At 71.9% G+C, this 22,120-nt stretch carries 21 protein-coding genes and 2 pseudogenes; 3 read left to right on the plus strand and 20 right to left on the minus strand.

All coding sequences use genetic code 11. The annotated features are described in order from the left end of the window. Positions 1–485: 485 nt before the first annotated feature. The gene (locus tag ACQEVU_RS42405) at positions 486–1,373 is read left to right on the plus strand and encodes a tyrosine recombinase XerC (RefSeq protein ID WP_433334023.1); all 888 of its coding nucleotides are present in this window, start codon (positions 486–488) and stop codon (positions 1,371–1,373) included. Positions 1,374–1,887: 514 nt separating this feature from the next. Continuing rightward, positions 1,888–3,048 (plus strand): aminotransferase class V-fold PLP-dependent enzyme, encoded by a 1,161-nt coding sequence (locus ACQEVU_RS42410; protein WP_433334025.1) that lies wholly within the window; start codon positions 1,888–1,890, stop codon positions 3,046–3,048. Between the two features lie 52 nt (positions 3,049–3,100). Here the strand turns inward: ACQEVU_RS42410 and ACQEVU_RS42415 are convergent. Next, a pseudogene (locus ACQEVU_RS42415) lies at positions 3,101–3,595 on the minus strand (M23 family metallopeptidase); the annotation flags it as partial. Between the two features lie 138 nt (positions 3,596–3,733). Here ACQEVU_RS42415 and ACQEVU_RS42420 point away from each other — a divergent pair. Beyond that, entirely contained in the window at positions 3,734–3,916 is a 183-nt protein-coding gene (locus ACQEVU_RS42420) for a hypothetical protein (RefSeq protein ID WP_433334027.1), read from the plus strand. 114 nt (positions 3,917–4,030) lie between these two features. On the opposite strand, the gene ACQEVU_RS42425 is transcribed toward ACQEVU_RS42420, so the two are convergent. The 19 genes and pseudogenes from ACQEVU_RS42425 to ftsY form a co-directional block, all read right to left on the minus strand. Further along, a complete protein-coding gene (locus ACQEVU_RS42425; protein ID WP_033357832.1) occupies positions 4,031–4,351 on the minus strand; it encodes a DUF2469 domain-containing protein in 321 nt (106 codons plus the stop codon). Beyond that, positions 4,348–5,094, minus strand: a complete 747-nt coding sequence (locus tag ACQEVU_RS42430; protein ID WP_433334029.1) for a ribonuclease HII — start codon at positions 5,092–5,094, stop codon at positions 4,348–4,350. Before ACQEVU_RS42430 ends, ACQEVU_RS42425 begins: the two co-directional genes overlap by 4 nt. A gap of 2 nt (positions 5,095–5,096) precedes the next feature. Further along, a complete protein-coding gene (locus ACQEVU_RS42435) occupies positions 5,097–5,555 on the minus strand; it encodes an NUDIX hydrolase (protein WP_433334031.1) in 459 nt (152 codons plus the stop codon). A 21-nt stretch (positions 5,556–5,576) separates the two neighbouring features. Continuing rightward, the gene (lepB, locus tag ACQEVU_RS42440) at positions 5,577–6,218 is read right to left on the minus strand and encodes a signal peptidase I (RefSeq protein WP_433334033.1); all 642 of its coding nucleotides are present in this window, start codon (positions 6,216–6,218) and stop codon (positions 5,577–5,579) included. Positions 6,219–6,239: 21 nt separating this feature from the next. Beyond that, the gene (gene lepB, locus ACQEVU_RS42445) at positions 6,240–7,154 is read right to left on the minus strand and encodes a signal peptidase I (RefSeq protein WP_433335306.1); all 915 of its coding nucleotides are present in this window, start codon (positions 7,152–7,154) and stop codon (positions 6,240–6,242) included. A 718-nt stretch (positions 7,155–7,872) separates the two neighbouring features. After that, the gene (gene rplS, locus ACQEVU_RS42450; protein ID WP_350621052.1) at positions 7,873–8,232 is read right to left on the minus strand and encodes a 50S ribosomal protein L19; all 360 of its coding nucleotides are present in this window, start codon (positions 8,230–8,232) and stop codon (positions 7,873–7,875) included. Positions 8,233–8,804: 572 nt separating this feature from the next. Then, a pseudogene (trmD, locus tag ACQEVU_RS42455) lies at positions 8,805–9,485 on the minus strand (tRNA (guanosine(37)-N1)-methyltransferase TrmD); the annotation flags it as partial. Further along, on the minus strand, positions 9,482–10,030 hold the full coding sequence (rimM, locus tag ACQEVU_RS42460) for a ribosome maturation factor RimM (RefSeq protein WP_433335308.1): 549 nt from the start codon (positions 10,028–10,030) through the stop codon (positions 9,482–9,484). The gene rimM and the pseudogene trmD, both read right to left, overlap by 4 nt. Before the next feature lie 7 nt (positions 10,031–10,037). Further along, complete coding sequence (locus ACQEVU_RS42465; protein WP_033357826.1) at positions 10,038–10,295, minus strand: RNA-binding protein; 258 nt, start codon at positions 10,293–10,295, stop codon at positions 10,038–10,040. Further along, the gene (gene rpsP / locus ACQEVU_RS42470) at positions 10,270–10,731 is read right to left on the minus strand and encodes a 30S ribosomal protein S16 (protein WP_433334036.1); all 462 of its coding nucleotides are present in this window, start codon (positions 10,729–10,731) and stop codon (positions 10,270–10,272) included. Before rpsP ends, ACQEVU_RS42465 begins: the two co-directional genes overlap by 26 nt. Positions 10,732–11,279: 548 nt before the next feature. Then, entirely contained in the window at positions 11,280–11,930 is a 651-nt protein-coding gene (locus ACQEVU_RS42475; RefSeq protein ID WP_433335310.1) for a DUF402 domain-containing protein, read from the minus strand. A gap of 2 nt (positions 11,931–11,932) precedes the next feature. After that, complete coding sequence (locus tag ACQEVU_RS42480) at positions 11,933–12,583, minus strand: DUF402 domain-containing protein (RefSeq protein ID WP_433334038.1); 651 nt, start codon at positions 12,581–12,583, stop codon at positions 11,933–11,935. 240 nt (positions 12,584–12,823) lie between these two features. Then, positions 12,824–13,846, minus strand: coding sequence for an amidohydrolase family protein (locus ACQEVU_RS42485; protein WP_433335312.1), 1,023 nt, complete (start codon positions 13,844–13,846; stop codon positions 12,824–12,826). 70 nt (positions 13,847–13,916) lie between these two features. Next, positions 13,917–15,452 carry a signal recognition particle protein gene (gene ffh, locus ACQEVU_RS42490; RefSeq protein ID WP_433334040.1) on the minus strand — a complete coding sequence of 512 codons (1,536 nt, stop codon included), beginning with the start codon at positions 15,450–15,452 and terminating at the stop codon, positions 13,917–13,919. Between the two features lie 242 nt (positions 15,453–15,694). Further along, entirely contained in the window at positions 15,695–17,950 is a 2,256-nt protein-coding gene (locus ACQEVU_RS42495; protein ID WP_433334042.1) for a [protein-PII] uridylyltransferase, read from the minus strand. Positions 17,951–17,974: 24 nt separating this feature from the next. Next, on the minus strand, positions 17,975–18,313 hold the full coding sequence (locus tag ACQEVU_RS42500; protein ID WP_190249674.1) for a P-II family nitrogen regulator: 339 nt from the start codon (positions 18,311–18,313) through the stop codon (positions 17,975–17,977). A 27-nt stretch (positions 18,314–18,340) separates the two neighbouring features. Next, positions 18,341–19,729, minus strand: a complete 1,389-nt coding sequence (locus tag ACQEVU_RS42505) for an ammonium transporter (RefSeq protein WP_433334044.1) — start codon at positions 19,727–19,729, stop codon at positions 18,341–18,343. 174 nt (positions 19,730–19,903) lie between these two features. Further along, positions 19,904–20,692 carry an aminoglycoside phosphotransferase family protein gene (locus ACQEVU_RS42510; protein ID WP_344611383.1) on the minus strand — a complete coding sequence of 263 codons (789 nt, stop codon included), beginning with the start codon at positions 20,690–20,692 and terminating at the stop codon, positions 19,904–19,906. Between the two features lie 107 nt (positions 20,693–20,799). Then, on the minus strand, positions 20,800–22,044 hold the full coding sequence (gene ftsY / locus ACQEVU_RS42515) for a signal recognition particle-docking protein FtsY (protein ID WP_433334046.1): 1,245 nt from the start codon (positions 22,042–22,044) through the stop codon (positions 20,800–20,802). Positions 22,045–22,120 lie beyond the last annotated feature (76 nt).

Here is a 22,120-nt window from a genome sequence, read left to right on the forward strand (position 1 = left end):
ATGCGGCCAGGCCGGGCAACGCGCCCGCGCCGCACGACGCGGCCCAACAGGCCGACACGGCCGCGCTACAAGATGCGGCCAATCAGCGCAGCACGCCCGCGCCGCAAGACGCGACCGCGCGGAACACGGCGGCCCCATCGGCGCGCCGTAGCAAGGACAGAACGGCTGACCGCGACGCGGCCACGCCGCGAGACAGGACCAAACAGGGCGACGCGGGCAGGCCGAACGCCGCGGCCGAGCAGGGCGATGCGGGCACGTCGCACACCGCGGCCGAGCAGGGCGACACGACCGCGCCACAAACCACGACCGCACGCAAGGCCGCGGCTCAACCGGCGCGACGAAGCAAGGACAAAACGACGCCGCACCGCGCGAACCAGCCAACCCGACGGGCCACGGGTCGGCCGCTCGATCGCGGCGCGAGCCGCAACGCGACCGAAGAGCCCAGCGTCGGTACGGCCGGGATGCACGAACGCCTACCTACCGCCATGAGGGACGCGGTCGACGACTTCGCACGCCACCTGGCGGCCGAGCGAAACCGATCCGCTCACACCGTCCGCGCCTACGTCGGCGACGTCGTCTCGTTGCTGGACCACGCCTCGGCCGGAGGCGCGGAGGCGCCGAGCGACCTCACCCTCGCCGTCCTGCGCGGCTGGCTCGCGCGGAGGCGGGCGAGCGGCGACGCCCGGACGAGCCTCGCCCGGCACGCCGCCGCCGCGCGGACGTTCACCGCCTGGGCGAAGCGGGAGGGGCTCATCGAAGCCGATCCCGGCCAGCGCCTGGCCAGCCCCAAGGCCCACCGCGACCTGCCGACCGTGCTGCGCGCCGATCAGGCCGAGACGCTGGTGACCTCGCCGGCGGGGCGGCCGGACGCCGTCGGGCTGCGCGACCGCGCGGTGCTCGAGCTGCTGTACGGGACCGGCATCCGCGTCAGCGAACTCTGCGGCCTCGACCTCGGCGACGTCGACCGGATGCGGCGCGTCGTGCGGGTCGTGGGCAAGGGCGACAAGGAGCGCTCCGTCCCCTACGGCCTGCCCGCCGAGGACGCGCTGACCGCCTGGCTGCGGCACGGGCGCCCGGCGCTGGAGAACGCCCAGAGCGGGCCGGCGCTGCTGCTCGGCGCGCGCGGGGGCCGACTCCAGGCGGGGGCGGCGCGTCGGATCGTGGACGGCTACGCGCGGGCGGCCGGGCTGCCGCACACGTCGCCGCACGGGCTCCGGCATTCCGCCGCCACGCACCTGCTCGAAGGGGGCGCCGACCTGCGCTCGGTCCAGGAGATGCTCGGACACGCCTCGCTGTCCAGCACGCAGATCTACACCCACGTGTCGATCGAGCGGCTGCGCAGCGCGTACGAGCAGGCGCACCCGCGCGCATGACGACCGGCCACGCGCGGCTGCGCAGCACGCACGAGCAGGCACACCCGCGCGCATGACGACCGGCCACGCGCGGCTGCGCAGCACGCACGAGCAGGCACACCCGCGCGCATGACGACCGGCCACGCGCGGCTGCGCAGCACGCACGAGCAGGCACACCCGCGCGCATGACGACCGGCCACGCGCGGCTGCGCAGCACGCACGAGCAGGCACACCCGCGCGCATGACGACCGGCCGCACGCGGCTGCGCAGCACGCACGAGCAGGCACACCCGCGCGCATGACGACCGGCCACGCGCGGCTGCGCAGCACGCACGAGCAGGCACATCCGCGCGGATGATGGCCGACCGCGACCGCCAACGCGCCGCGGAGTCGCGGCAGAACTCCCGACTCCGCCACACCGGGCGACCGCGCCGACGTAGAAAGCCCAACAACAACAACCCGCAGCGGGTGTCGGCGCGGGTGGTCACGCCGGCAAGCGGCCCCAAGCTCAAACTAGGAGCCCTAAGATCGTGGATATGTCCGCACCGGAGCCGCTCCCGGGCGCGCGCCTGCTGTTCTCGAACGACGCAGCCGTCGCGCACCTGAACCACGGGGCGTTCGGCATGGTGCCGATCCCGGTCCAGCGGGCCCAGCAGCGCCTCCGCGAGGAGATGGACGCCAACCCCCATCGCTTCTTCGCGGTCGGCCTCGAGGAGCGCGTCGCCCACGTACGGCGCCACCTCGCCGCGTTCGTCGGCGCCGATCCCGACGGGACCGCGCTGGTCGAGAACGCCAGCACCGGCACGTCCATCGTGCTCGGCAGCCTCGGCCTCGGCCCCGAGGACGAGATCGTGACGACCGACCACGGCTACGGAGCCGTCGACCTGGCCGTGCAGGACACCTGCCGGCGCACGGGCGCGGTCCACCGGGTCGCGCGGGTACCCCTGACCGCCGACGACGCCACCGTCGTGGCGGCGGTGCTGGAGTCGGTGACCGCGCGGACGCGGCTGGTGATCGTCGACCACATCACGGCCGCGACCGCGCGCGTGTTCCCGGTGAAGGCCATCGTCGCGGCGGTGCGGGCGCAGTGGGGCGAGCACGTCGCGGTACACGTCGACGCCGCCCACGTGCCAGGAAACCTGGACCCGGCCGTGGCCGAGCTCGGCGCGGACTTCTGGGTCGGCAACCTCCACAAGTGGGCGTTCGCGCCGCGCGGCACGGCGCTGCTGGCCGTCGCGCCCGCGTGGCGCGGGCGGATCCGGCCCCTGGTCCTGTCATGGCAGGTCGAGGCGGGCTTCCCGGGCAGCCTCGAGTGGGTCGGCTCGCACGACTACACGTCGTGGCTCGCCGCGCCGACGGGGCTGTTCGTGCTGCGCACGCTCGGCATCGACCTGGTGCGGCGGCACAACGCGGCGCTCGCCGAGCACGGGCGCCGCGTCGTCGCGGACGCTATCGGCGCGGAGGTGCCGGCCGCGAACGGGCTACCGATGGCGCTGTTGCCATTGCCGCCCGGCGTTGCGGCCGAACCCGCGGCCGCGACCGCGTTGCGCCGGCGGATTTCGGACGATCTGGCCGCCGAGGTCGGGCTTTCCGCCTGGCGCGGGCGCGGGTACCTTCGGCTGTCCGCCCACGTGTATAACCGCCCTGAGGACTATCAGCGCCTCGCGGAGGGCCTGCCGCGGCTGCTGCGGGCGTGACCGGCATCAGCCGCACGCGGGAGCGGCGGATCAGGGTGAGCGGGTCGAGATACACCCCCTCGTCCGTCCGCAGGCCCCAGTGCAGGCAGGCCGCGAGCGGACAGCCGGGGTGCCCGGGTCTCAGGCGACCCAGCGCGGTACCGGTAGAAACGGTTTGGCCCTGAACGACATCCGGGTCGACCGGCTCGTAGGTGGTGCGCACCCCGCCGGGGTGTTCCACGCTCACCACCGGCCGCCCGCCGACCATCCCGGCGAACAGCACCGTCCCCGGGCCGGCGCTGCGCACGAGCTGACCGGGCACGCCGGCCAGGTCGACGCCGCGGTGACCGGCCGAGTAGCGGTCCGACGGGGGCTCGAAGCCCCGCGTGACCGTCACGGGACCGTCCAGGGGCGGCTCGTACACCGACTCCGGGGCCTCCTGATCAGGCGGCTCCTCGGGCGGTGGCGTGGCGAGCGCTGAACTGACGGCGGCCACGACGGCACTCGCGGCGGCGATGGCGGAAGCGGCAAGTACGAGCAGCCCGACCCGGGCCAATCTCTTCAACATGCGGGGCAGCGTGACCCAAACCGGGCGTCCCGGCAAACGCGATCATGGCTATTCTGTGGATAACCGGGTGCTTGTGGATAACCCGCGCGCGGCCTGGAAATGTGCTAGAACCGCCGGACAAATCGGGAGGACACCGGCATGAACATATTGAAGGCCGTGCTCGTCGTCATCGGGTTGATCGTGGTCGGGATGATCGCATGGTGGCTGCTCAAGCTGGTGTTGAGCGCGCTGCTGTACATCATCATCGGGGCGCTCGTCGTGGGCGGCGTCTGGTTCGCGTACAACCGCTACGCCCGGCCCGAGCAGACCCGGCGTCGCTGAAAATTTCTCCGAGCTACCGCGATGTCCACCGTGGTTGAGGCCCGTGACTCCCGGGCCTTCAACGCTCGCGCATAGTCGCGCTTCACCTGGCGGCGCGCCCCCGACGGCGCGGGCTCAGCCGCCGAATCCGTTGTCGGGCAGCGAGATGTCCGGCTTCTCGAGCTCCTCGACGTTGACGTCCTTGAACGTCATCACCCGGACGTTCTTCACGAACCGGGCGGGCCGGTACATGTCCCAGACCCAGGCGTCGTGCATCTCGACCTCGAAGTAGACCTCGCCGTCCGAGTTGCGCACGTGCAGATCGACCTGGTTGGCCAGGTAGAAGCGGCGCTCGGTCTCCACCACGTAGGAGAACTGGCGGACGATGTCGCGGTACTCCCGGTAGAGCTGGAGCTCCATCTCGGTTTCGTACTTCTCGAGATCTTCGGCGCTCATCGCGGTCCGCCTTCCATAGCCACATTGTTGCCCACTTGCGCCGGAACCCGTGCGGCCTCGCCGGGCGCCACGCCGACGTTACCGCGCCGTTGCCCTGGTTGCCCCACCGCCGCCACGTTCGCGTAGGAGAAACGGTGCTCGGGGCAGGGGCCGTGGGCGACGAGCGCGGCGCCGTGGTCCGGCGTCGAATAGCCTTTGTGCTCGTCGAAGCCGTATTCGGGGTACGACTCGTGCAGTTTTTCCATGATCCGGTCTCGCGTGACCTTTGCCACGACGCTCGCCGCCGCGACGCACGCCGCGACCTGGTCGCCCTTCCAAACCGCCAGGCCGGGCAAGCCGAGGCCGTCGACCTTGAAGCCGTCGGTGAGCGCGTAGTCGGGGCGCACCGCGAGGCCCGCGAGGGCGCGTCGCATGCCGGCCAGGTTGCACACGTGCAGGCCGCGGCGGTCGATGTCGCCGGGCGGGATGACGACGGCGTTCCACGCCTCCGCGCGCTTGACGACCTGCGCGTAGATGCGCTCCCGCGCGGCCGGGGTCAGCAGCTTGGAGTCGTTGAGCTCCTCGATCTCGCCGCGGCGGCCGGGCGGCAGAATGACCGCGGCGACCACGAGCGGGCCCGCGCAGGCCCCACGACCCGCCTCGTCGGCGCCGGCGACCCGGGCGAAGCCCCGGCGCTGCAGGGCTCGCTCCAGGGCCCACAGGCCCGCTGCGCGATGCACGACGGTGCGCGGAGGCGCGAGCATGTTCAGCCCACCTCCCGCAGCAGGTCGGCGAGGTCGGCCGGGTAGAAACGCTCCGACGTCGCGGCGAGCTCGTCCGCCGACCACCAGCGCGTGGCGTCCACGCTCGTCACCTCGTAGTCGGCGAGGTGGCTGAGGTCGGCGTCGAACGCGTCCGCGCGCACGACGAAGAACGACTGCTCCTGCGAGTACCACCGGCCGTCGAACGGGAAGTCGACGTGGTCGGTGCGCACGGGCCCGACGAGGTCGTCGCGGGTGATGCGCAGCCCCGTCTCCTCGTACACCTCGCGCACGGCCGCGTCGATGAGCGACTCGCCCGCCTCCAAGCCGCCGCCGACGGTGAACCAGTAGCGGTGCTCGGGGCGGGCCGGATCGCATCCGCGCAGCATCAGCACGCGCCCGGACGGGTCGAGCAGCAGCACCCGGGCCGCCCGGCGGTCGATTTCTGCCGCTGCCTCCGTCATACCGACGAGACTACGGCGTCATTACCTGGGTGTCGGATCCGGCACCTTGTCGAAAGTGTCCGGCACGCTCAGCCACTTGGCCCGGTTGAACGGCCAGAAGACGACGAAGGCGCGCCCGATGACGTCGTCCTCCGCGATGGTGGCCTGGTTCGGATCTTTCGTGCGGATGAAGTTGTACCGCGAGTCGCCCGACCGGGAGCGGTGGTCGCCCATCACCCACAGGCGCCCCTTGGGCACCGTGACGTCGAACTGCTCCTCGCTGGGCAGATCCTGCAGCCCGTCCGGGTTGGCGTAGATGTACGACTCGTCGAGGGCCTGGCCGTTGACCGTGATGCGCTGCTTGTCGTCGCAGCACACGACGTGGTCGCCCCCGGTCGCGATCACCCGCTTGATGAAGTCCTCTTCCGACGGGTCGTTGCGCCACGAGTCGGGCGCCGTGAAGACGATGACCTCGCCACGGTGCGGGGAGCGGAAGTCGTACACCAGCTTGTTGACGAGCACGCGGTCCTTGATCAGCAGCGTGTTCTCCATCGACTCCGACGGGATGAAGAAGGTCTGCAGGACGAAGGCCCTGACCACCACGGCGACGATGACCGCCACGGCGAGCAAAATCGGCAGTTCGCGCCAAAAGGTGTTGGGCTTTTTGGTCTGCTCGTCAATCACGCCCTGAAGGGTACGTGTTCGTCACCATCGGCGACGCCGCAACCGTCGCTGACGCGCCGAACGGGTCGAAAGCGTGAGGGAAACCGCCAACGGGGCAATAACCATGTCCGGAACCAATGGGGCGACGGGCGCACGGGTGACGGCCGGGCCCGGTGGCCCCAACGCCGCCGGTTTCGGGACGTTCTTGAACGTGTCCGGCACCGGAAGCCAGCCCCATCGGCTGCTCGGCCACAGGATGACGAACGCGCGCCCGATCACATTGGAGATCGGGACCTGGCCCTGGCAGCGCGAGTCCTGCGAGACGCCGCGGTGGTCGCCCATCACGAACATCTGGCCGGGCTGGACCTTCACGGGGCCGAAGCGGCGCGCCGTGCACTGTTTCGGGTTGGGGGCGGCGTCCAGCGGCGAGTCCTCGTAGAGGTACGCCGACTCATCGAGCGGATATCCGTTGACCGTGACCCGCCCGTTGACGTCGCAGCACGCCACGGTGTCGCCGGGCAGGCCGATGACGCGCTTGATGAAGTCCTTCTCGCCGGGCTGTGAAAAGCCCACCAGATCCCCGACGGTACGGCCGAGCTCAGCGAAGAAGCCGGCGTCCTTGTCGATCTGGTTCTCGGGCGCCCACGTGTCGGGGCCGGTGAAGACGACGACCTCGCCGCGCTCGGGCTCGCGCACGTCGTAGAGGACCTTGTTGACCAGCACGCGGTCGCCGACGAGGAGGGTCTCCTCCATCGAGCCGGACGGGATGAAGAACGCCTGCACCAGGAACGTGCGGATGAGCACTGCCAGGCAGAACGCGACGATCAGCAGCAGCGGCAGCTCCTGCCACAGCGGCATGTTCTTGCGCTTGCGGCGGACCTTGCTGCGCCACGACGAGACGGAGTCGTCGTCATAGTTGCCGCGCCCCCGCCCGCGCGCGCCCGATCCCGACCCCAGGGAGCGCTCGCCACGGTCATAGCTTCGTTCGTACCGGTCTCCGCGGTCGCGCCGGTTACCGTACCCGGGCTCGTCGTAGGCGCCCTCGTCCTCGAACGCGCGGTCGCGCACCATCGGCGGCTCGTCGCGGTCCCAGCGGCCGCGCCGCGACCCGTACGGGTCGTCCCAGGCCCGGCTCGGCCGGTTCCAGTCGCTACGGCCGTCGTCGCGCTGGTATCCCCCGCGCCCGGGCACGACGTCGCGGCCCGGCCCGGTGTCCCGGCCGAAGGCTGCGTCGCGGCCGGCGCCCGTGTCCCGGGTGGCGCCTGTGTCGCGACCGGGGCCGAGATCATGGCCGGAGCCGGTGTCGCGGCGGCCGTAGGCGTCGCGCTCGTCGCGCGTCCAGCCTCCGTCGTACGCGCGTTGCACCTCGACGGAGTCCGGCCGGCCCGTGGTGGCCCAGTAATCGTGGCCCGGGTAGCTGACACCACCGAAGGGTTGCTGCTGCCCACGCTCGTCGCCCGCCTGGTCTAGGTGGCGGTTGCGTGGGTGAGGTTCGTCGGAGCGATCGTCGTAACCATCGCGTCCGTAGGGGTCGCTTGCCATCGGCGTCAGCCTAGATGCACAAGACCACTTTGGGGAGCCCGGCTCCAGTTGACCGAAAAACCCGATCTCGGACGCGACGCAGGGAGGGAACGCACCGCGCCCCTCCCCGTCGACGAACCGGCGAACCGCAAGGTCAGCTGCTGACCTTGGTCTCGCGCTTCTCCTTGATCTTGGCCTTCTTGCCACGGAGGTCGCGCAGGTAGTACAGCTTGGCGCGGCGCACGTCACCGCGCGTCACGACCTCGATCCGGTCGACGGCCGGGCTGTTGACCGGGTAGGTGCGCTCGACACCCACGCCGAAGCTCACCTTGCGAACCGAGAAGGTCTCCCGCAGGCCGGCACCCTGGCGACGGATCACGACGCCCTGGAAGACCTGGACCCGGGACCGGTTGCCCTCGACAACCCGGGCGTGCACCTTGACGGTGTCGCCGGCGCGGAAGCTCGGGATATCGGTCCGCTGCGACTGTGCGTCCAGCGCGTCCAGCGTGTTCATCGCGGCTGTTCCTCGTCACTCAAGGCACGCCCGCATACCGCGGCGCGCTAGGGTCAGATGATCATGAGTGCCTGGCGCATCGGCCCGTGGCAACCTCACTACTTTGCCACATCGACACGCCGAACCTGAAATCAGGCCCCTTGATCGGTACCGCGAACACCTCGACCGGCACCGTCAGCATCTCGATCAGCACCGTGAGCGCCGTGCTCGCCACCGCGCGGTCCCCGCTCGCCATCGCGGCCACCCTGCTCGGAACCGCGTGAGCCCTGCTCGCCGCTGTGTGCGCTCTGCTCGCTACCGCGCGGGCCCTGCTCGCCGCCGCGGCCGCCCTGCTCGTCACTGCGTGAGCTCTGCTCGCCGCCGTGAGGGCTCTGCTCGCTACCGCGCGGGCCCTGCTCGCCACCGCGTGAGCTCTGCTCACCGCTGTGCGGGCTCTGCTCGCCACCGCGCAGGCCCCGCCCGCCCTCGCCCCCGCGGCTGCCCTGCTCGGCACCACGCGGGCCTCGCTCGCCACCGCGGCCGCCCTGCCCACCACCGCGCGGTCCCTGCTCCGCGCCGCGGGCGCGCTCCTCAAGCGCAGCGATGAGGTCAGGGCGTCGCTCAGCGGTGCGCTGGAGCGCCTGCTCACGCCGCCACCGCGCGATGCGGCCATGGTCGCCCGAACGGAGGATCTCGGGCACGTCAAGCCCGCGCCAGCTCGGCGGCTTCGTGTACATCGGCGCCTCGAGCACACCGTCGGCGTGCGACTCGTCCAGCAGCGAGTCCGCGTTGCCCAGCACGCCCGGGAGCAGCCGGGTGACCGCCTCGAGCACCACGAGGACCGCGACCTCGCCGCCGAAGAGCACGTAGTCGCCGAGGGAGACCTCGCTCACGCGCATCCGCGCGGAGGCGTAGTCGAAGACCCGCTGGTCGATCCCCTCGTACCGCCCGCAGGCGAACAGCAGGTGGTCCTCGGTGGCCAGGGCGCGCGCGGCCGCCTGGGTGAACGGGGCACCGGCCGGGCTGGGGACGATCAGGTGGGTCTGCGGGCCGGCCAGCTCGTCCAGGGCCTGCCCCCACGGCTCGGGGCGCATGACCATGCCGGGCCCGCCACCGTACGGCGTGTCGTCCACGGTGCGATGCACGTCATGGGTCCAGCGGCGCAGGTCGTGCACGGCCAGTTGAAGGGTGCCGTTCGCCCGCGCCTTGCCGATGAGCGACAGGTCCAGCGGCGCGAGGTACTCGGGAAAGATCGTGACGACGTCGACCCTCATAGGTCGAACAGGCCTTCCGGCGGGGTGATCACGATGCGGCGCCCGGGCACGTCGACCTCGGGAACGATCTCGCGCACGAACGGCACCAGCCCGGTCCGCCCGTCCGTGAGCCGGACCACGAGCAGGTCGTGCGCGGGCGCGTGGTCGATGCGCAGCAGCTCGCCCACCCGCTCCCCCGCGGCGTCGACGATGTCGAGCCCGATGAGCTCGTGGTCGTTGAACTCGTCGGGATCGTCGCTGGGCGGGATCGTGGCGCTGTCGACGCACAGCAGGACGCCGCGCATGTCCTCGGCGAGGTTGCGGTCGTAGATGCCCTCGAAGACGACGAGGAGGCGGCCCTGATGCGGCCGTACCGATTCGATGGTGAGTGTCGGCGGGGGCTTCCACGCGCCCGCGGGCACGGTCTGCAGGTGCCGGACCGCCGTCGAGTCGGTCTCGAGGACCGACCCGACGGCGAAACGCTCTGCCGGCGCATCCGTGCGCACGTCCACGACGACCTCGCCCCGGACGCCGTGCGCGCGGATCACCTGGCCGACGACGAGCAGCATGCGGTCAGTACGCGTCGACGATCTCGACGCGCACGCCGCGGCCGCCGATCGACGTGATGACCTGCCGCAGCGCCTTGGCCGTGCGGCCGCCGCGCCCGATCACGGTGCCGAGGTCCTCCGGGTTGACCCGGACCTCCAGCCGCTGACCGCGGCGGGAGTCGACCATGCGCACACGGACGTCGTCGGGATTGTCGACGATGCCCTTGACCAGGTGCTCGAGCGCCGGGCGCAGCACGTCAGGCCTCCGCGCCGGCGCCGGCACCGGACTGCTCCTCCGCCTGCGCGGCCGGAGCCTCGGCCTCGGCCTTCTTCTTCGGTTCGGCGGCCTTCTTCGCCTTCGGCGCGTCGGCCAGACCGGCGGCGGCCTGCGCCTCGGCCTCGTACGTCGCGCGACGGTCGGGCGCCGCCGCGGCGACCTTCAGCGGCTCGGCCGGCGCGGGCAGGCCCTTGAACTTCTGCCAGTCGCCGGTCTTCGACAGGATGGCCTGCACGGCCTCGCTCGGCTGGGCGCCGACGGAGAGCCAGTGCTGGACGCGGTCGGAGTTGACCTCGATGCGCGAGGGCTCCTCCTTCGGGTGGTAGAGCCCGACGAACTCGATCGCGCGACCGTCACGCTTGGTGCGCGAGTCGGCGATGACGATGCGGTACTGCGGGTTGCGGATCTTGCCCATCCGCAGGAGCCGGATCTTGACGGCCACTTGGTTGCTCGCTCCTGGATCTGTTGGAAGCCGAGCGACCGCCCGGACACCGTGGGGATGGTGCCGTCGGCTGCTCTGTTGGACTGGCGCGACGCCGGGTTAGAGGGCTCGGACGCACACCGGATACCAGCAGACCATTGTGCCAGACCCACTACCGTGTGCAAAAACCGCCCCTGCCACCACCGTCCGCCTTCCCGACGGCTCGCTGGCGCCCCGCCAGTGGAGCTTGTCACAGGTCCGCCGGCCCCACGCCCGCATCGTCACCACCGCGCGACCTCGTTCGGCCACCCGTTTGCCGCGTCGCCCGCATCGTCACCACCGCGCGACCCGGTTCGGCCGCCCGTTGCCGCGTCACCCGCGTCGTCACCACCGCGCGACCTCGTTCGGTCGCCTGTTTGCCGCGTCACCCGCGTCCTCACCACCGCGCGACCTCGTTCGGTCGCCTGTTTGCCGCGTCACCCGCGTCCTCACCACCGCGCAACCCGGTTCGGCCGCCTGTCCGCCCTGTTGCCGGCCGCGTCACGGCGCAACCCGCTCGGGCGCGGCGCTCAGCGCAGCGGCGGCCGGTCCCATCCGTCGGGCAGCGCGGGCACCTGCCACTCGGGCGGCGGCATGAAGTCCGTCCAGGTGCCGTCGAACGGAAACCCACCCGCCTCGATCTCCTTGACGACGCGGAGGCCCTCCTCGCGTACCGCCGCCTCGTCCGTCACCCAGTAGTGCTCCGGAATGGCGAGTCGCTCGAGGAACTCCTCCTCGTCCTTCCACTGCCACGTGCGGTCGGGCGCGACCACGATGTCGAGGTCCTCGTCGGTCACGTCGACCCCGGCCGCGCCGCCCGGGTCGCTCCAGCGGATCGCCGGCCGTTCGAGGTTGACGTACCAGCCGGTGAACTCGTCGGCGTCGTTGCGGAACCACCACACCGAGTGCGCGGGATCGTCCGGGCGGTGCAGCTTCAGCACCCCGGGGCCGTTCCACGAGCCGTGCTTGAGCCCGGTGCCGAGGGTGACGTACTCGGCAAAGGGCATCGTGCGCATCCCCCGCCCGTCGCCGGACACCTCGTTCACCACGGGCGTGTGGCGGGCGATCCACAGCAGCAGGCCACGCTCGTCGTCGGACACCACCCGCGCGGGCCGTACCCAGCCGATGCGCCCGCGCCGCACGTTGCGGTGCACGACCACCTGCCCGGGCGTGAACACGATGCTCAAGCGCGCTCCCTCGGTCGATCCCAGCCCTCTGTCACGGGTTCCGGGATGCTCCAGTCGGCCGGCGGCCGGTAATCGGTCCAGGTCCCGTCGAACGGCCACACGCCGGCCTCGATGGCGGGGACGATCGCGCGCCCTTGCGCCCAGACCGCGTCGGGGTCGCCGACCCAGTACGCGTCCGGGTACGCGAGGCGCTCCTCGAGCTCGTCCTCGTCCTTCCAGCCCCAGCGCCGGTCGGGCCACACCCAGATGTCGAGGTCCTGGTCGGTCAGGTCGATCCCGGCGACGCCGCCGTCGTCCCATGCGACGCCGGGCTCCTCGAGATTCACGTACCAGGCGCGGAAGCCACCCTGCGGGTCGAAGAGCCACCACACTGAGTACGCGGCCGAGCGCGGATGAAACTTCAGCGTGCTCGGCCCGCGGTACACATCCTGGATGATCTTCTTCGGCTGCTCGATCCACTCGCCGAACGGCATGTCCCGCGGCCCAAGACCGTCCTCGGTCACCTGCCGGATCAGTGGGCTTCCGGTGGCCAGCCAGAGCCGCGTGCCCAGCTCGTCATCGGCCACGACCCGCGTCAGCGGCGCCCAGACCAGCGTGTCGCGGGTGAAATGCCGGTGCAGGACCGGTCTTCCGGGACGCAGCGGCACGAGTGCGATTGTATTCGCCACGCGCCCTCGCCTCGATGCCCCTCACTCGACCAGCCGTGTGACAACGGCCTCGCCCACCCGGTCCCCCGGTCGAGCAACCACGTGCTCCCCCGTTGAGCAACGTGCGCCAACAGCCCGGTCTCGACCAGCCGGCCACGGCTTTGAGTCGCCCCACGTCCACGCTCGGCCGCGGGACGCCACCGCACGATTGCGGGGCGCCGCGTGGGTTGGGCTCCGGGCCTAGCGGACCACGCGACCGCGCATGACGATGCGGCGCGGGCGCAGCAGGGTCGTGAGATCGGTGCGCGGGTCCTCGGCGTAGACAACGAGGTCGGCCAGGCCGCCCTCGACGAGGCCGGGGAAGCCGAGCCACTCCCGCGCGCCCCACGAGCCGGCGCACAGAACGGCCTCGGCGGGCAGGCCGGCCTCGCGGTGCAGCAGCAGCATCTCCTCGGCGGCCAGGCCGTGATCGATGCCGCCGCCGGCGTCGCTGCCGACGTAGATCGGCACGCCGGCCTCGTGCGCCGCCCGTACCACGGTTGGGAAGCGGTCACGCAGGGCGAGCATGTGCCTGGCGTAGACCGGGAACTTGTCCTCTGCCTGCGCCGCGATGCCGCCGAACGTCGCGATGTTGATCATCGTCGGGACCAGGGCGGTGCCGCGGCGGGCCATCTCCTCGATGTCGGCCTCCGCCAGGCCGGTGCCGTGCTCGACGGAGTCCACGCCCGCGCGGACCAGCGCGGCAACCGACTCCTCGGCGAACACGTGGACGGCCACGCGGGCGCCGGCGGCGTGCGCGGACGCGACCGCGCCGGCCATCGCGGCGACGTCCCACGCGGGCGCGAGGTCACCGCTGCCGCGGTCGATCCAGTCGCCGACGAGCTTGACCCAGCCGTTGCCGCGGGCCGCCTGGCGCGCGATCTCGCCGGGCAGGTCGGCCTCGCCGACCTCGACGCCGATGTCGCGCAGGTACCGCTTCGGCGGCGCCACGTGCCGCCCCGCCCGCGCGAGGCGGGGCATGTCGGGATCGTCGTCCAGCGACTCGTACGGGATGGGCGACCCGGCGTCGCGGATCGCGAGCACGCCGGCGTCGCGGTCCACGACGGCGAGCGACCGCGCCTGGCCCACGCCGTCCGAGGGCTTGCCGCCGGGCTGGATGCCGAGGTGGCAGTGAGCGTCGACAAGGCCGGGCAGGACGAACCCCTCGTCGGCGACCGTCAGCGCGCCCGCGACCGGCTCGAACGTGACCCGGTCGCCGACCATCCAGAGGTCACGCCGCTCGCCGGAGGGCAGCAGGGTGCCCCGGACGTGCAGCGCCGGCGCGGCGGGTGGCTCAGGCGTCCTTGTCACGCTTCTGCAGCTTCGAGAAGTCGAGCTTCGGCAGGCGGAAGCCGGGCGGCATACCGGCCGCGTTGGGGTCCATCGTCGCCGGGTCGAAGCCGGGCGGGAGCTGGGGCATGCCGCCGCCGAGGCGAGGCTGACGCATGCCGCTGTTGCCGCCCTTGGTGCCCTTGCGCTTGTTCTTCGGCGACTTGGTCGCCTTCCGGCGGCCGCCGGGCAGGCCCATCATGCCGCCCATCTGCTTCATCATCTTCTGCGCGTCGGCGAAGCGGGTCAGCAGCTGGTTGACGTCGGTGACCGAGACGCCCGAGCCGTTGGCGATGCGCACGCGGCGGGAGGCGTTGAGGATCTTCGGGTTGGAGCGCTCCTTCGGGGTCATGGAGCGGATGATCGCGGTGACCCGGTCGAAGTGCTTGTCGTCGATCTCGGCCAGCTGGTCCTTCATCTGGCCCATGCCCGGCATCATGGCCAGCACGTTGGCGATCGGGCCCATGCGGCGCACGGCCTGCAGCTGCTCGAGGAAGTCCTCGAGCGTGAAGTCCTCGCCGCCCATGAGCTTGGCGGCCATCCGCTCCTTCTCGTCATCGGCGAACGCCTGCTCGGCCTGCTCGATGAGAGTGAGCACGTCGCCCATGCCGAGGATGCGCGAGGCCATCCGGTCGGGGTGGAAGACGTCGAAGTCCTCGAGCTTCTCGCCCGTGGAGGCGAACATGATCGGCTGGCCGGTGACGTGGCGGACGGACAGCGCGGCGCCACCGCGCGCGTCGCCGTCGAGCTTGGACAGCACGACGCCGGAGATGCCGACGCCGTCGCGGAAGGCCTCGGCGGTCGTGACCGCGTCCTGGCCGACCATGGCGTCGATGACGAACAGGACCTCGTCGGGGTCGACCGCGTCGCGGATGTCGGCGGCCTGCTGCATCATCTCGGCGTCGATACCGAGGCGGCCGGCGGTGTCGACGATCACGATGTCGCGCATCTGGCGCCGGGCGTGCTCCATCGAGTCGCGGGCGACCTGGACGGGGTTGCCGATGCCGTTGCCGGGCTCGGGCGCGTACACCTCGACGCCGGCCCGGCCGCCCAGCACCTGCAGCTGGTTGACCGCGTTGGGGCGCTGGAGGTCGGCGGCGACGAGCAGCGGCTGGTGGCCCTGTGCCTTGAGCCACCGCGCGAGCTTGCCGGCCAGGGTCGTCTTACCTGAACCCTGCAGACCGGCGAGCATGATCACGGTCGGCGGGTTCTTGGCGAACTGCAGCCGCCGCGCCTCGCCACCGAGCGTCGCGACGAGCTCCTCGTGGACGATCTTGATGACCTGCTGGGCCGGGTTGAGCGCCTGCGACACCTCCGCGCCCCGCGCCCGCTCCTTGAGCCGGGCGATGAACGCCTTGACCACGGGCAGCGCGACGTCGGCCTCGAGCAGCGCAAGGCGGATCTCGCGCGCGGTGGCGTCGACGTCGGCGTCGGTGAGCCGCCCCTTGCTCCGCAGCTTCGAGAAGATGCCGGAGAGCCGGTCACTCAGGGTGTCAAACACGACGGATCCGTCCTCGGGTGTAGGAGTCCCTTGAAGGGTACGCGAACACCGACACCTCGTCGCGGCCACGCGTCGCCGCGCGACCGCGCGCGCCGCCGGCTCCGAGCCCGGCAGCTGGGCGTTCGGCGCCTCCGCGCGCGCTCTCGGCCCGCGCAGACGGTCGCATACGGAACATTAGGAGTGAAAGCGGCAGGAACGATCGGTGACCGCCTGGCGGGCGCGGCGAGGTGGCCGTAATCGGTTCAGTGCGGGGTCGCCGCCTGGATGACGGCCGCCTCCACGCGGGCGCGGGCGTCCGCGTCCCAGGTGCCGGCCAGGTAGAACGCGTCGACCACCTCGCCACCCAGGGTGGAGATGCGGGCCGAGCGCACGTCGGCGCCGACGTCGCCCAGTGCCCTCGCCACACGGAAGAGCAGGCCGGGCGTGTCGGTGGCGCGCAGTTCCATGACCGTGGCGTCGGTCGCCGCAGACGGCGGTTGCCACACGACGCGCGGGGGCGCGGAGGCGCTGCGGCGGGTCGAGCGCTCCCGGGCGGCCAGGCGCTCGGCCACCGGCAGGTCGCCGGTGACCGCGCGGCGCAGGTCCGAGACCACGGCCTCGCGGTCGACCTCGCCGCCGTAGCGGGGCTGCACTGCACAGACCATGCGGGCCAGGCCGTCCACGGTGACCGTGTCGGCGGTGACGACGTCGAGGCGGTGCAGCGACAGGCAGCCGGCCACCGCCGCCAGCAGGCCCCGGCGGTCGGAGGCGGTGACGGCGACGGAGTCGGTCTCCAGGTGTACCGCCGGCAGGCGCGCCGGAACCGGAAGCTCGGCGGCGGGCGAGGGCGGGGCGTCGATCACGCCGGTGTCCAGCGCGCGCTCGACGTGGCGGACGAGCTCGGCGATGAGCCGGCCCTTCCAGTCCGACCAGGCGGCCGGGCCCGTGGCGGCCGCGTCCGCGCGGGCCAGGGCGTGCAGCAGGGACAGGGTCGAGGCGTCGCCCACGGCGCGGGCGACCGTGGCGATGGTCTGGGGGTCGGACAGATCGCGGCGGGTGGCGGTGTCGGGCAGGAGCAGGTGCAGGCGGACGACCTTCTCCACCTGCGCGACGTCGGCGGGGCTCAGGCCCAGGCGCTCGGCCGCGGCGGCGGCGATCGGGGCGCCGACGACGCTGTGGTCGCCGGGGAGGCCCTTGCCGATGTCGTGCAGCAGGCCGCACAGGACGAGCAGGTCGGGGCGGTCGACGTCGCGGGTGAGGCGGGCGGCCTGGCGGGCCGTCTCGACCAGGTGGCGGTCGACGGTGTACAGGTGCACCGGGTTGTGCTGCGGCAGGCTGCGCACCCGCGCCCACTCGGGCAGCCAGTTCACGACCAGGCCGTAGCGGTCGCAGGCCTCCCAGACGGAGATCATCGACGGGCCGCTGCCGAGCAGGGTCAGCAGGGCGTCGCGCGCGGGGGCGGGCCACGGGCGGGGCATCGGGCCGGCGAAGCCGCCGAGCCACTCCAGCGTCGCGTGCGCGATCGGGAGGTCGGCGCGGGCGGCGGCCGCGGCCACGCGCAGCGGCAGGGCGGGGTCCGGGCGGGGGGTGACGGCGGCGCGGGCGAGGACGACCTCGCCGCGCTGCTCGACGACGTCGCGGGCGAGGGGGCGGCGCTCCTCGTGGCCCCGCGCGCGAGGGGCCGACCAGCGCTCGACGGCGCGCCAGGCGTCGTCGCTGGCGTACGCGATGGTGCGGGCGGCCTCGGCGATGCGCCGCAGCAGGTCGTCGCGGTCACCGAAGTCGAGCAGCTCGGCAACCTCGTCGCGGTCCTGCGCGAGGAGGCGGTCGACGCGGCGCCCGCGCACGGCGTGCAGGGCGTCACGGACGTCGAGGAGGGTGCGGTGGGCGCCGCGCACGGCGGGGCGGGGGCCGTCGGCGACACCGGCGAAGCCGATGCCGCGCAGGACGCCGAAGTCGCGCAGGCCGCCGCGGGACTCCTTGACGTCGCCCTCGAGCAGGAATGCGAGCTCGCCGTGGGCCTCCCAGCGCCGCGTGGTGAGGGCGCGCAGCGCGGGCAGCAGGTGGCGGGCCTCGCGCCGCCACTGGGCGACGGCGTCGGCGTGCAGGCGGGCCATGAGCGCCTCGTCGCCGGCGATGAGGCGGGCGTCAAGCAGGCCGAGGGCCACCTTGAGGTCCTCGCGGGCCAGGGCGAGCGCCTGCTCGGGGCTGCGCGTGGAGTGGTCGAGGGCGAACTTGGCGTCCCAGACCTGGTACCAGATGCGGCTGCCCAGCTCGTCGGCGGCCGCCTCCGCGCCCGGGCCGCCGTCGTGCAGCAGCACCAGGTCGAGGTCGCTGCGGGGGGCGCATTCGCGCCGTCCGAGGCCGCCTACGGCGACGAGGGCGGCTCCTGAGGTACCGCCGCCGGCTCCTGAAAAAATCTTCGAGAGCCATTCGTCGATCGTGGCCGAGCGCTCCGTGCGGGCGTCGGCGCCCGCCCCGGTGGAAAGGACCGGTGCGGGCGCCGACGGTTGCGTCATGTGATGAGGATAGAGATCGGCGGCTTAGAGGGCGTCGAGCCCGCGCTCGCCGGTGCGGACCCGAACGACCTCGTCGACGGACGTGACCCACACCTTGCCGTCACCGATCTTGCCCGTCCGAGCGGCGGTCACGATGGCGTCGACGACCTTCTCGAAATCGAGCTCGTCGGTGACGATCTCGACCCGGATCTTCGGGACGAACTCCACCGTGTACTCCGCACCGCGGTACACCTCGGTGTGGCCCTTCTGACGGCCGTATCCCTGGACCTCGCTCACGGTGAGGCCGGCCACGCCGAGCGCGTGGAGGGCCTCCTTCACCGCGTCGAGCTGATACGGCTTGATGACCGCGGTCACCAGCTTCATGCCCATTCCCTCCGACATTCCTCGACGCTATCCGGCTACCGTTTCCGACGCCGGGGCTTCCGCCGCCGGCGCGGGTGCCTTGCCCGCTCCCACGCCCGCGAGGGCGAACGCGCCACCGCCCGTGCTGCCGGTGCCCGGGGTCAGGTCGTAGGCGCTCTCCGCGTGCTCCGCGATGTCGATGCCCGCGACCTCGTCCTCGTTGCTCACCCGGAAGCCGATCGTCTTCTCGATGATGAAGGCGAGCGCGAAGGCGATGGCGAACGAGTAGACGGTGACGATACCGCTCGCCGCCGCCTGGGAGCCGAGCTGCCCGGCCCCGCCGCCCATGAACAGACCGTTCTTGGCGCCGAGCGCGCCGCTGATGGCCGAGTTCAGCTTGTCGTTGGCGAAGAAGCCCAGCCACAGCGAGCCGATCCACCCACCGACGAAGTGCACGCCGACCACGTCGAGCGAGTCGTCGAAGCCGAAGCGGTACTTGAGGCTGACCGCCAGGGCGCAGACGATGCCGGCGACGAGGCCGAGCAGCACGGCCGCCCACGAGTCGATGAAGCCGCACGCGGGGGTGATGGCGACGAGGCCCGCGACCGCGCCGGAGGAGGCGCCGACAAGGGTGGGCTTGCGGTCGCGGATCCACTCGACGATGACCCAGCCGAGGAGCGCGGCCGCGGTGGCGACCTGGGTGTTGACGAACGCCAGGCCGGTGACGCCGTCGACGGTCAGCTCCGAGCCGGCGTTGAAGCCGAACCAGCCGAACCACAGCAGGCCCGCGCCGAGGGCCACGAAGGGCACGTTGTGCGGCTTCATGATCTCGCGCGGCCAGCCGAGACGTTTGCCGAGCACCAGCGCGGCGCCGAGCGCGGCCGCACCGGCGTTGATGTGGACCGCGGTACCACCGGCGAAGTCCAGCGGGTGCAGGTGCTGGGCGATCCAGCCGCCGCCCCACACGTTGTGGGCGACCGGGAAGTACACGAGCGTGGCCCAGCCGAGGGCGAACAGCAGCCAGCCGCCGAACTTCGCCCGGTCGGAAATGGCGCCGCTGATCAGCGCGACGGTGATCACGGCGAACGTCATCTGGAAGACCATGAAGACGTACGTCGGAATGCCGATGCCACTCGGGTTGTCCGCGGTCGCGCCCCACATCTGGTCGATGTAGGTCTTGCTGCCGAAGTACTGACCGAGGTCGCCGAAGAAGCCCCCGGCGCTGTCGGTACCGAATGACGCGCTGAAGCCGTAGAACAGCCAAAGGACGCTGACGAGCCCGATGGTCGAGAAGCTCATCATCATCATGTTCAGGACGCCCTTGGCGCGGTTCAGGCCGCCGTAGAACAGGGCCAGGCCGGGCGTCATCAGCAACACGAGTGCGGTCGATACAAGGAGCCACGCGGTGTGGCCAGTGTCAATCTTCACTTCAGGCACGCGGGCCTCCAGATGGTCGAGATCCTCCCTCCCGACCTTCGAGGCAGCGTCGCCCTCCAGCCGGTTGCGCGAGAGCTTCCCGGCCCCACGTTTCACGCACCGGCGTTGCGCGGTTTCTACCGCGTCACGTCATGTTTCCAGCGTGTGAAGAAACGCTCACACCTGCAAGAACGCCTACCTCAGCGCGTATTCCAGCGTGTGGCGCTCGTAATCGATCAGACGCAGATCACGCACCGGGCGACGCAGATGGCCCTTATGCACGATGCGTACGAAAGCGGGGTCTCCGGCGGCCGCCATGCGCCGGATGCCCTCGATGTGGTCGACGATGCGCTTGCGGATGACACGCACGAGGCGGTGCCGGTCGCGCGGCGTCAGCCCGTACGCGTCGGCGAACATGCGCAGCCGGCGCGGGCGGTTGGGGCGTTTCCAGCCCAGCGTGTACGAGTCGCGGTCGGAGAAGAGCGGGACCCAGGTCCACGCCGCGTACGCCACGTCGTAGATCCGCGCGCCCGGCGACGCCAGGTCGAAGTCGATCAGCGACAGGGTGCCGTCCGGGCGCCAGATGACGTTGTGCGGCGCCGCGTCGTGGTGGCAGATCACCTCGGTGTCCGGCGGCGGGGGCCCGAACGAGCGCCACACCGCGTTGGGCGGCGGCCGGAAGCCGGCCTGGGCGTCGTGGAACATCCGCAGCATGGTCGCGACGGTGACCATCGCCTCGTCGGTCACCCAGTGCGGCGCGAGCGGATACTCGCCGCATTCGCCTTCGAGATACTGCAGTACCTCGCGACCGCGCTCGTCGATGCCGTAGGCGCGCGGTGCGCCCGTGAACCCGACGTACTCGAGATGGCGCAGCAGGGCGTGCACGGCGGGCGTCCAGGGGCCCGCGTTGCGGCGCACCGTGTCGCCTGAGCGCACCACGACGGAGGTGTTCCCGCCGTGGAGCGGGATCTCCTGCTGCGTCACGTGATCGTCCTTCGCTGGCCTGACCGGGGGGAACCGTGCTGTGGTGCTGTTCGGTGGTCGCCGAGAGAGCGCGACCGCGCCTTACCGTCCCAAGGTACCGTCCGAGGTTACGCGTCCGCGCCAACCAGGGCGTCGACGAACTGTCGGGCATCGAACGGAGCGAGGTCGTCGGGGCCCTCACCGAGGCCGACGAGCTTTACCGGAATGCCCAGTTTGCGCTGAACCGCGATGACGATCCCACCCTTGGCGGTGCCGTCCAGCTTCGTCAGGATCACGCCGGTGACGTCCACCACCTCGGTGAACACGCGCGCCTGCTCAAGCCCGTTCTGGCCGGTCGTGGCGTCGAGGATGAGCAGCGTCTCGTCGACCGGCCCGTGCTTCTCCACGACCCGCTTGACCTTGCCGAGCTCATCCATGAGGCCGACCTTGTTCTGCAGCCGGCCGGCGGTGTCGATCAAGACGGTGTCCACACCCGCGTCAATACCCCGTTTGACGGCGTCGAACGCCACGGACGCCGGATCGGCCCCTTCCGGGCCCCGCACGACGTCCGCGCCGACCCGCCCGGCCCACGTGGCCAGCTGCTCGGCCGCGGCCGCGCGGAAGGTGTCGGCGGCGCCGAGCACGACGGTGTGGCCGTCGGCCACCAGCACCCGGGCGATCTTGCCGCACGTGGTGGTCTTGCCCGCCCCGTTGACCCCGACGACGAGCAGCACCGCCGGACGGCCGTCGCGCGGCGTGCAGGCCAGGGTGCGGTCCCGGTCGGGATCGAGGGCGGCAACCAGCTCGGAGGCGAGCATGGAGCGCAGGTCGGTCGCGGTGGCGGTGCCATGGATCCGGGCGGCTTCGCGCAGCTTGGCGACGATCTCGGTGGTCGCCTGTACGCCGACGTCGGCGCCGATCAGCGTCTCCTCGATCTCGTCCCAGGTGTCGTCGTCGAGCTTGTCGCGCGACAGCAGCGCCAGGAGGCCCTTGCCGAACACGTTCTGGGAACGCGACAGGCGTGCACGGAGGCGTACGAGGCGCCCGGCGGTCGGCTCGGGGGCCTCGATCTCCGGCGCGGGCGCGGGCACCGGTGCCGGCGCGGGGGCCTCGACAACGGGCGGCGCGGCCGGCTCGGCAACGGGCGGGGGCGCCGGCAGCTTCGGCTCGAGTTTCGGTTTGGGCGGGACCGGCTTGACGATCTCCGGTTTGGGCGGGGCCACCGTCGTCGAGGCCTGCTCCGGCTTCTCGGGCGCCTTCGGGGGCGCCGGCGGGAGCGTCGGTGGCTTGCGGAAACGGGGCGCGACCAGCGCTAAGGTGCCCCCGATAATCACGACGAGCAGCACCAAAGCGAAGACGATGTACGACTCCATGGCACGAATACTTCCAGACGCAGCTGCGAACGGCCTGCGGTGGCGCCGAAGCGGGCCGAGCAGGATCATTCGGATG

The sequence above is a fragment of the Dactylosporangium sp. CA-139066 genome (assembly GCF_050936175.1).
Taxonomy (GTDB): domain Bacteria; phylum Actinomycetota; class Actinomycetes; order Mycobacteriales; family Micromonosporaceae; genus Dactylosporangium.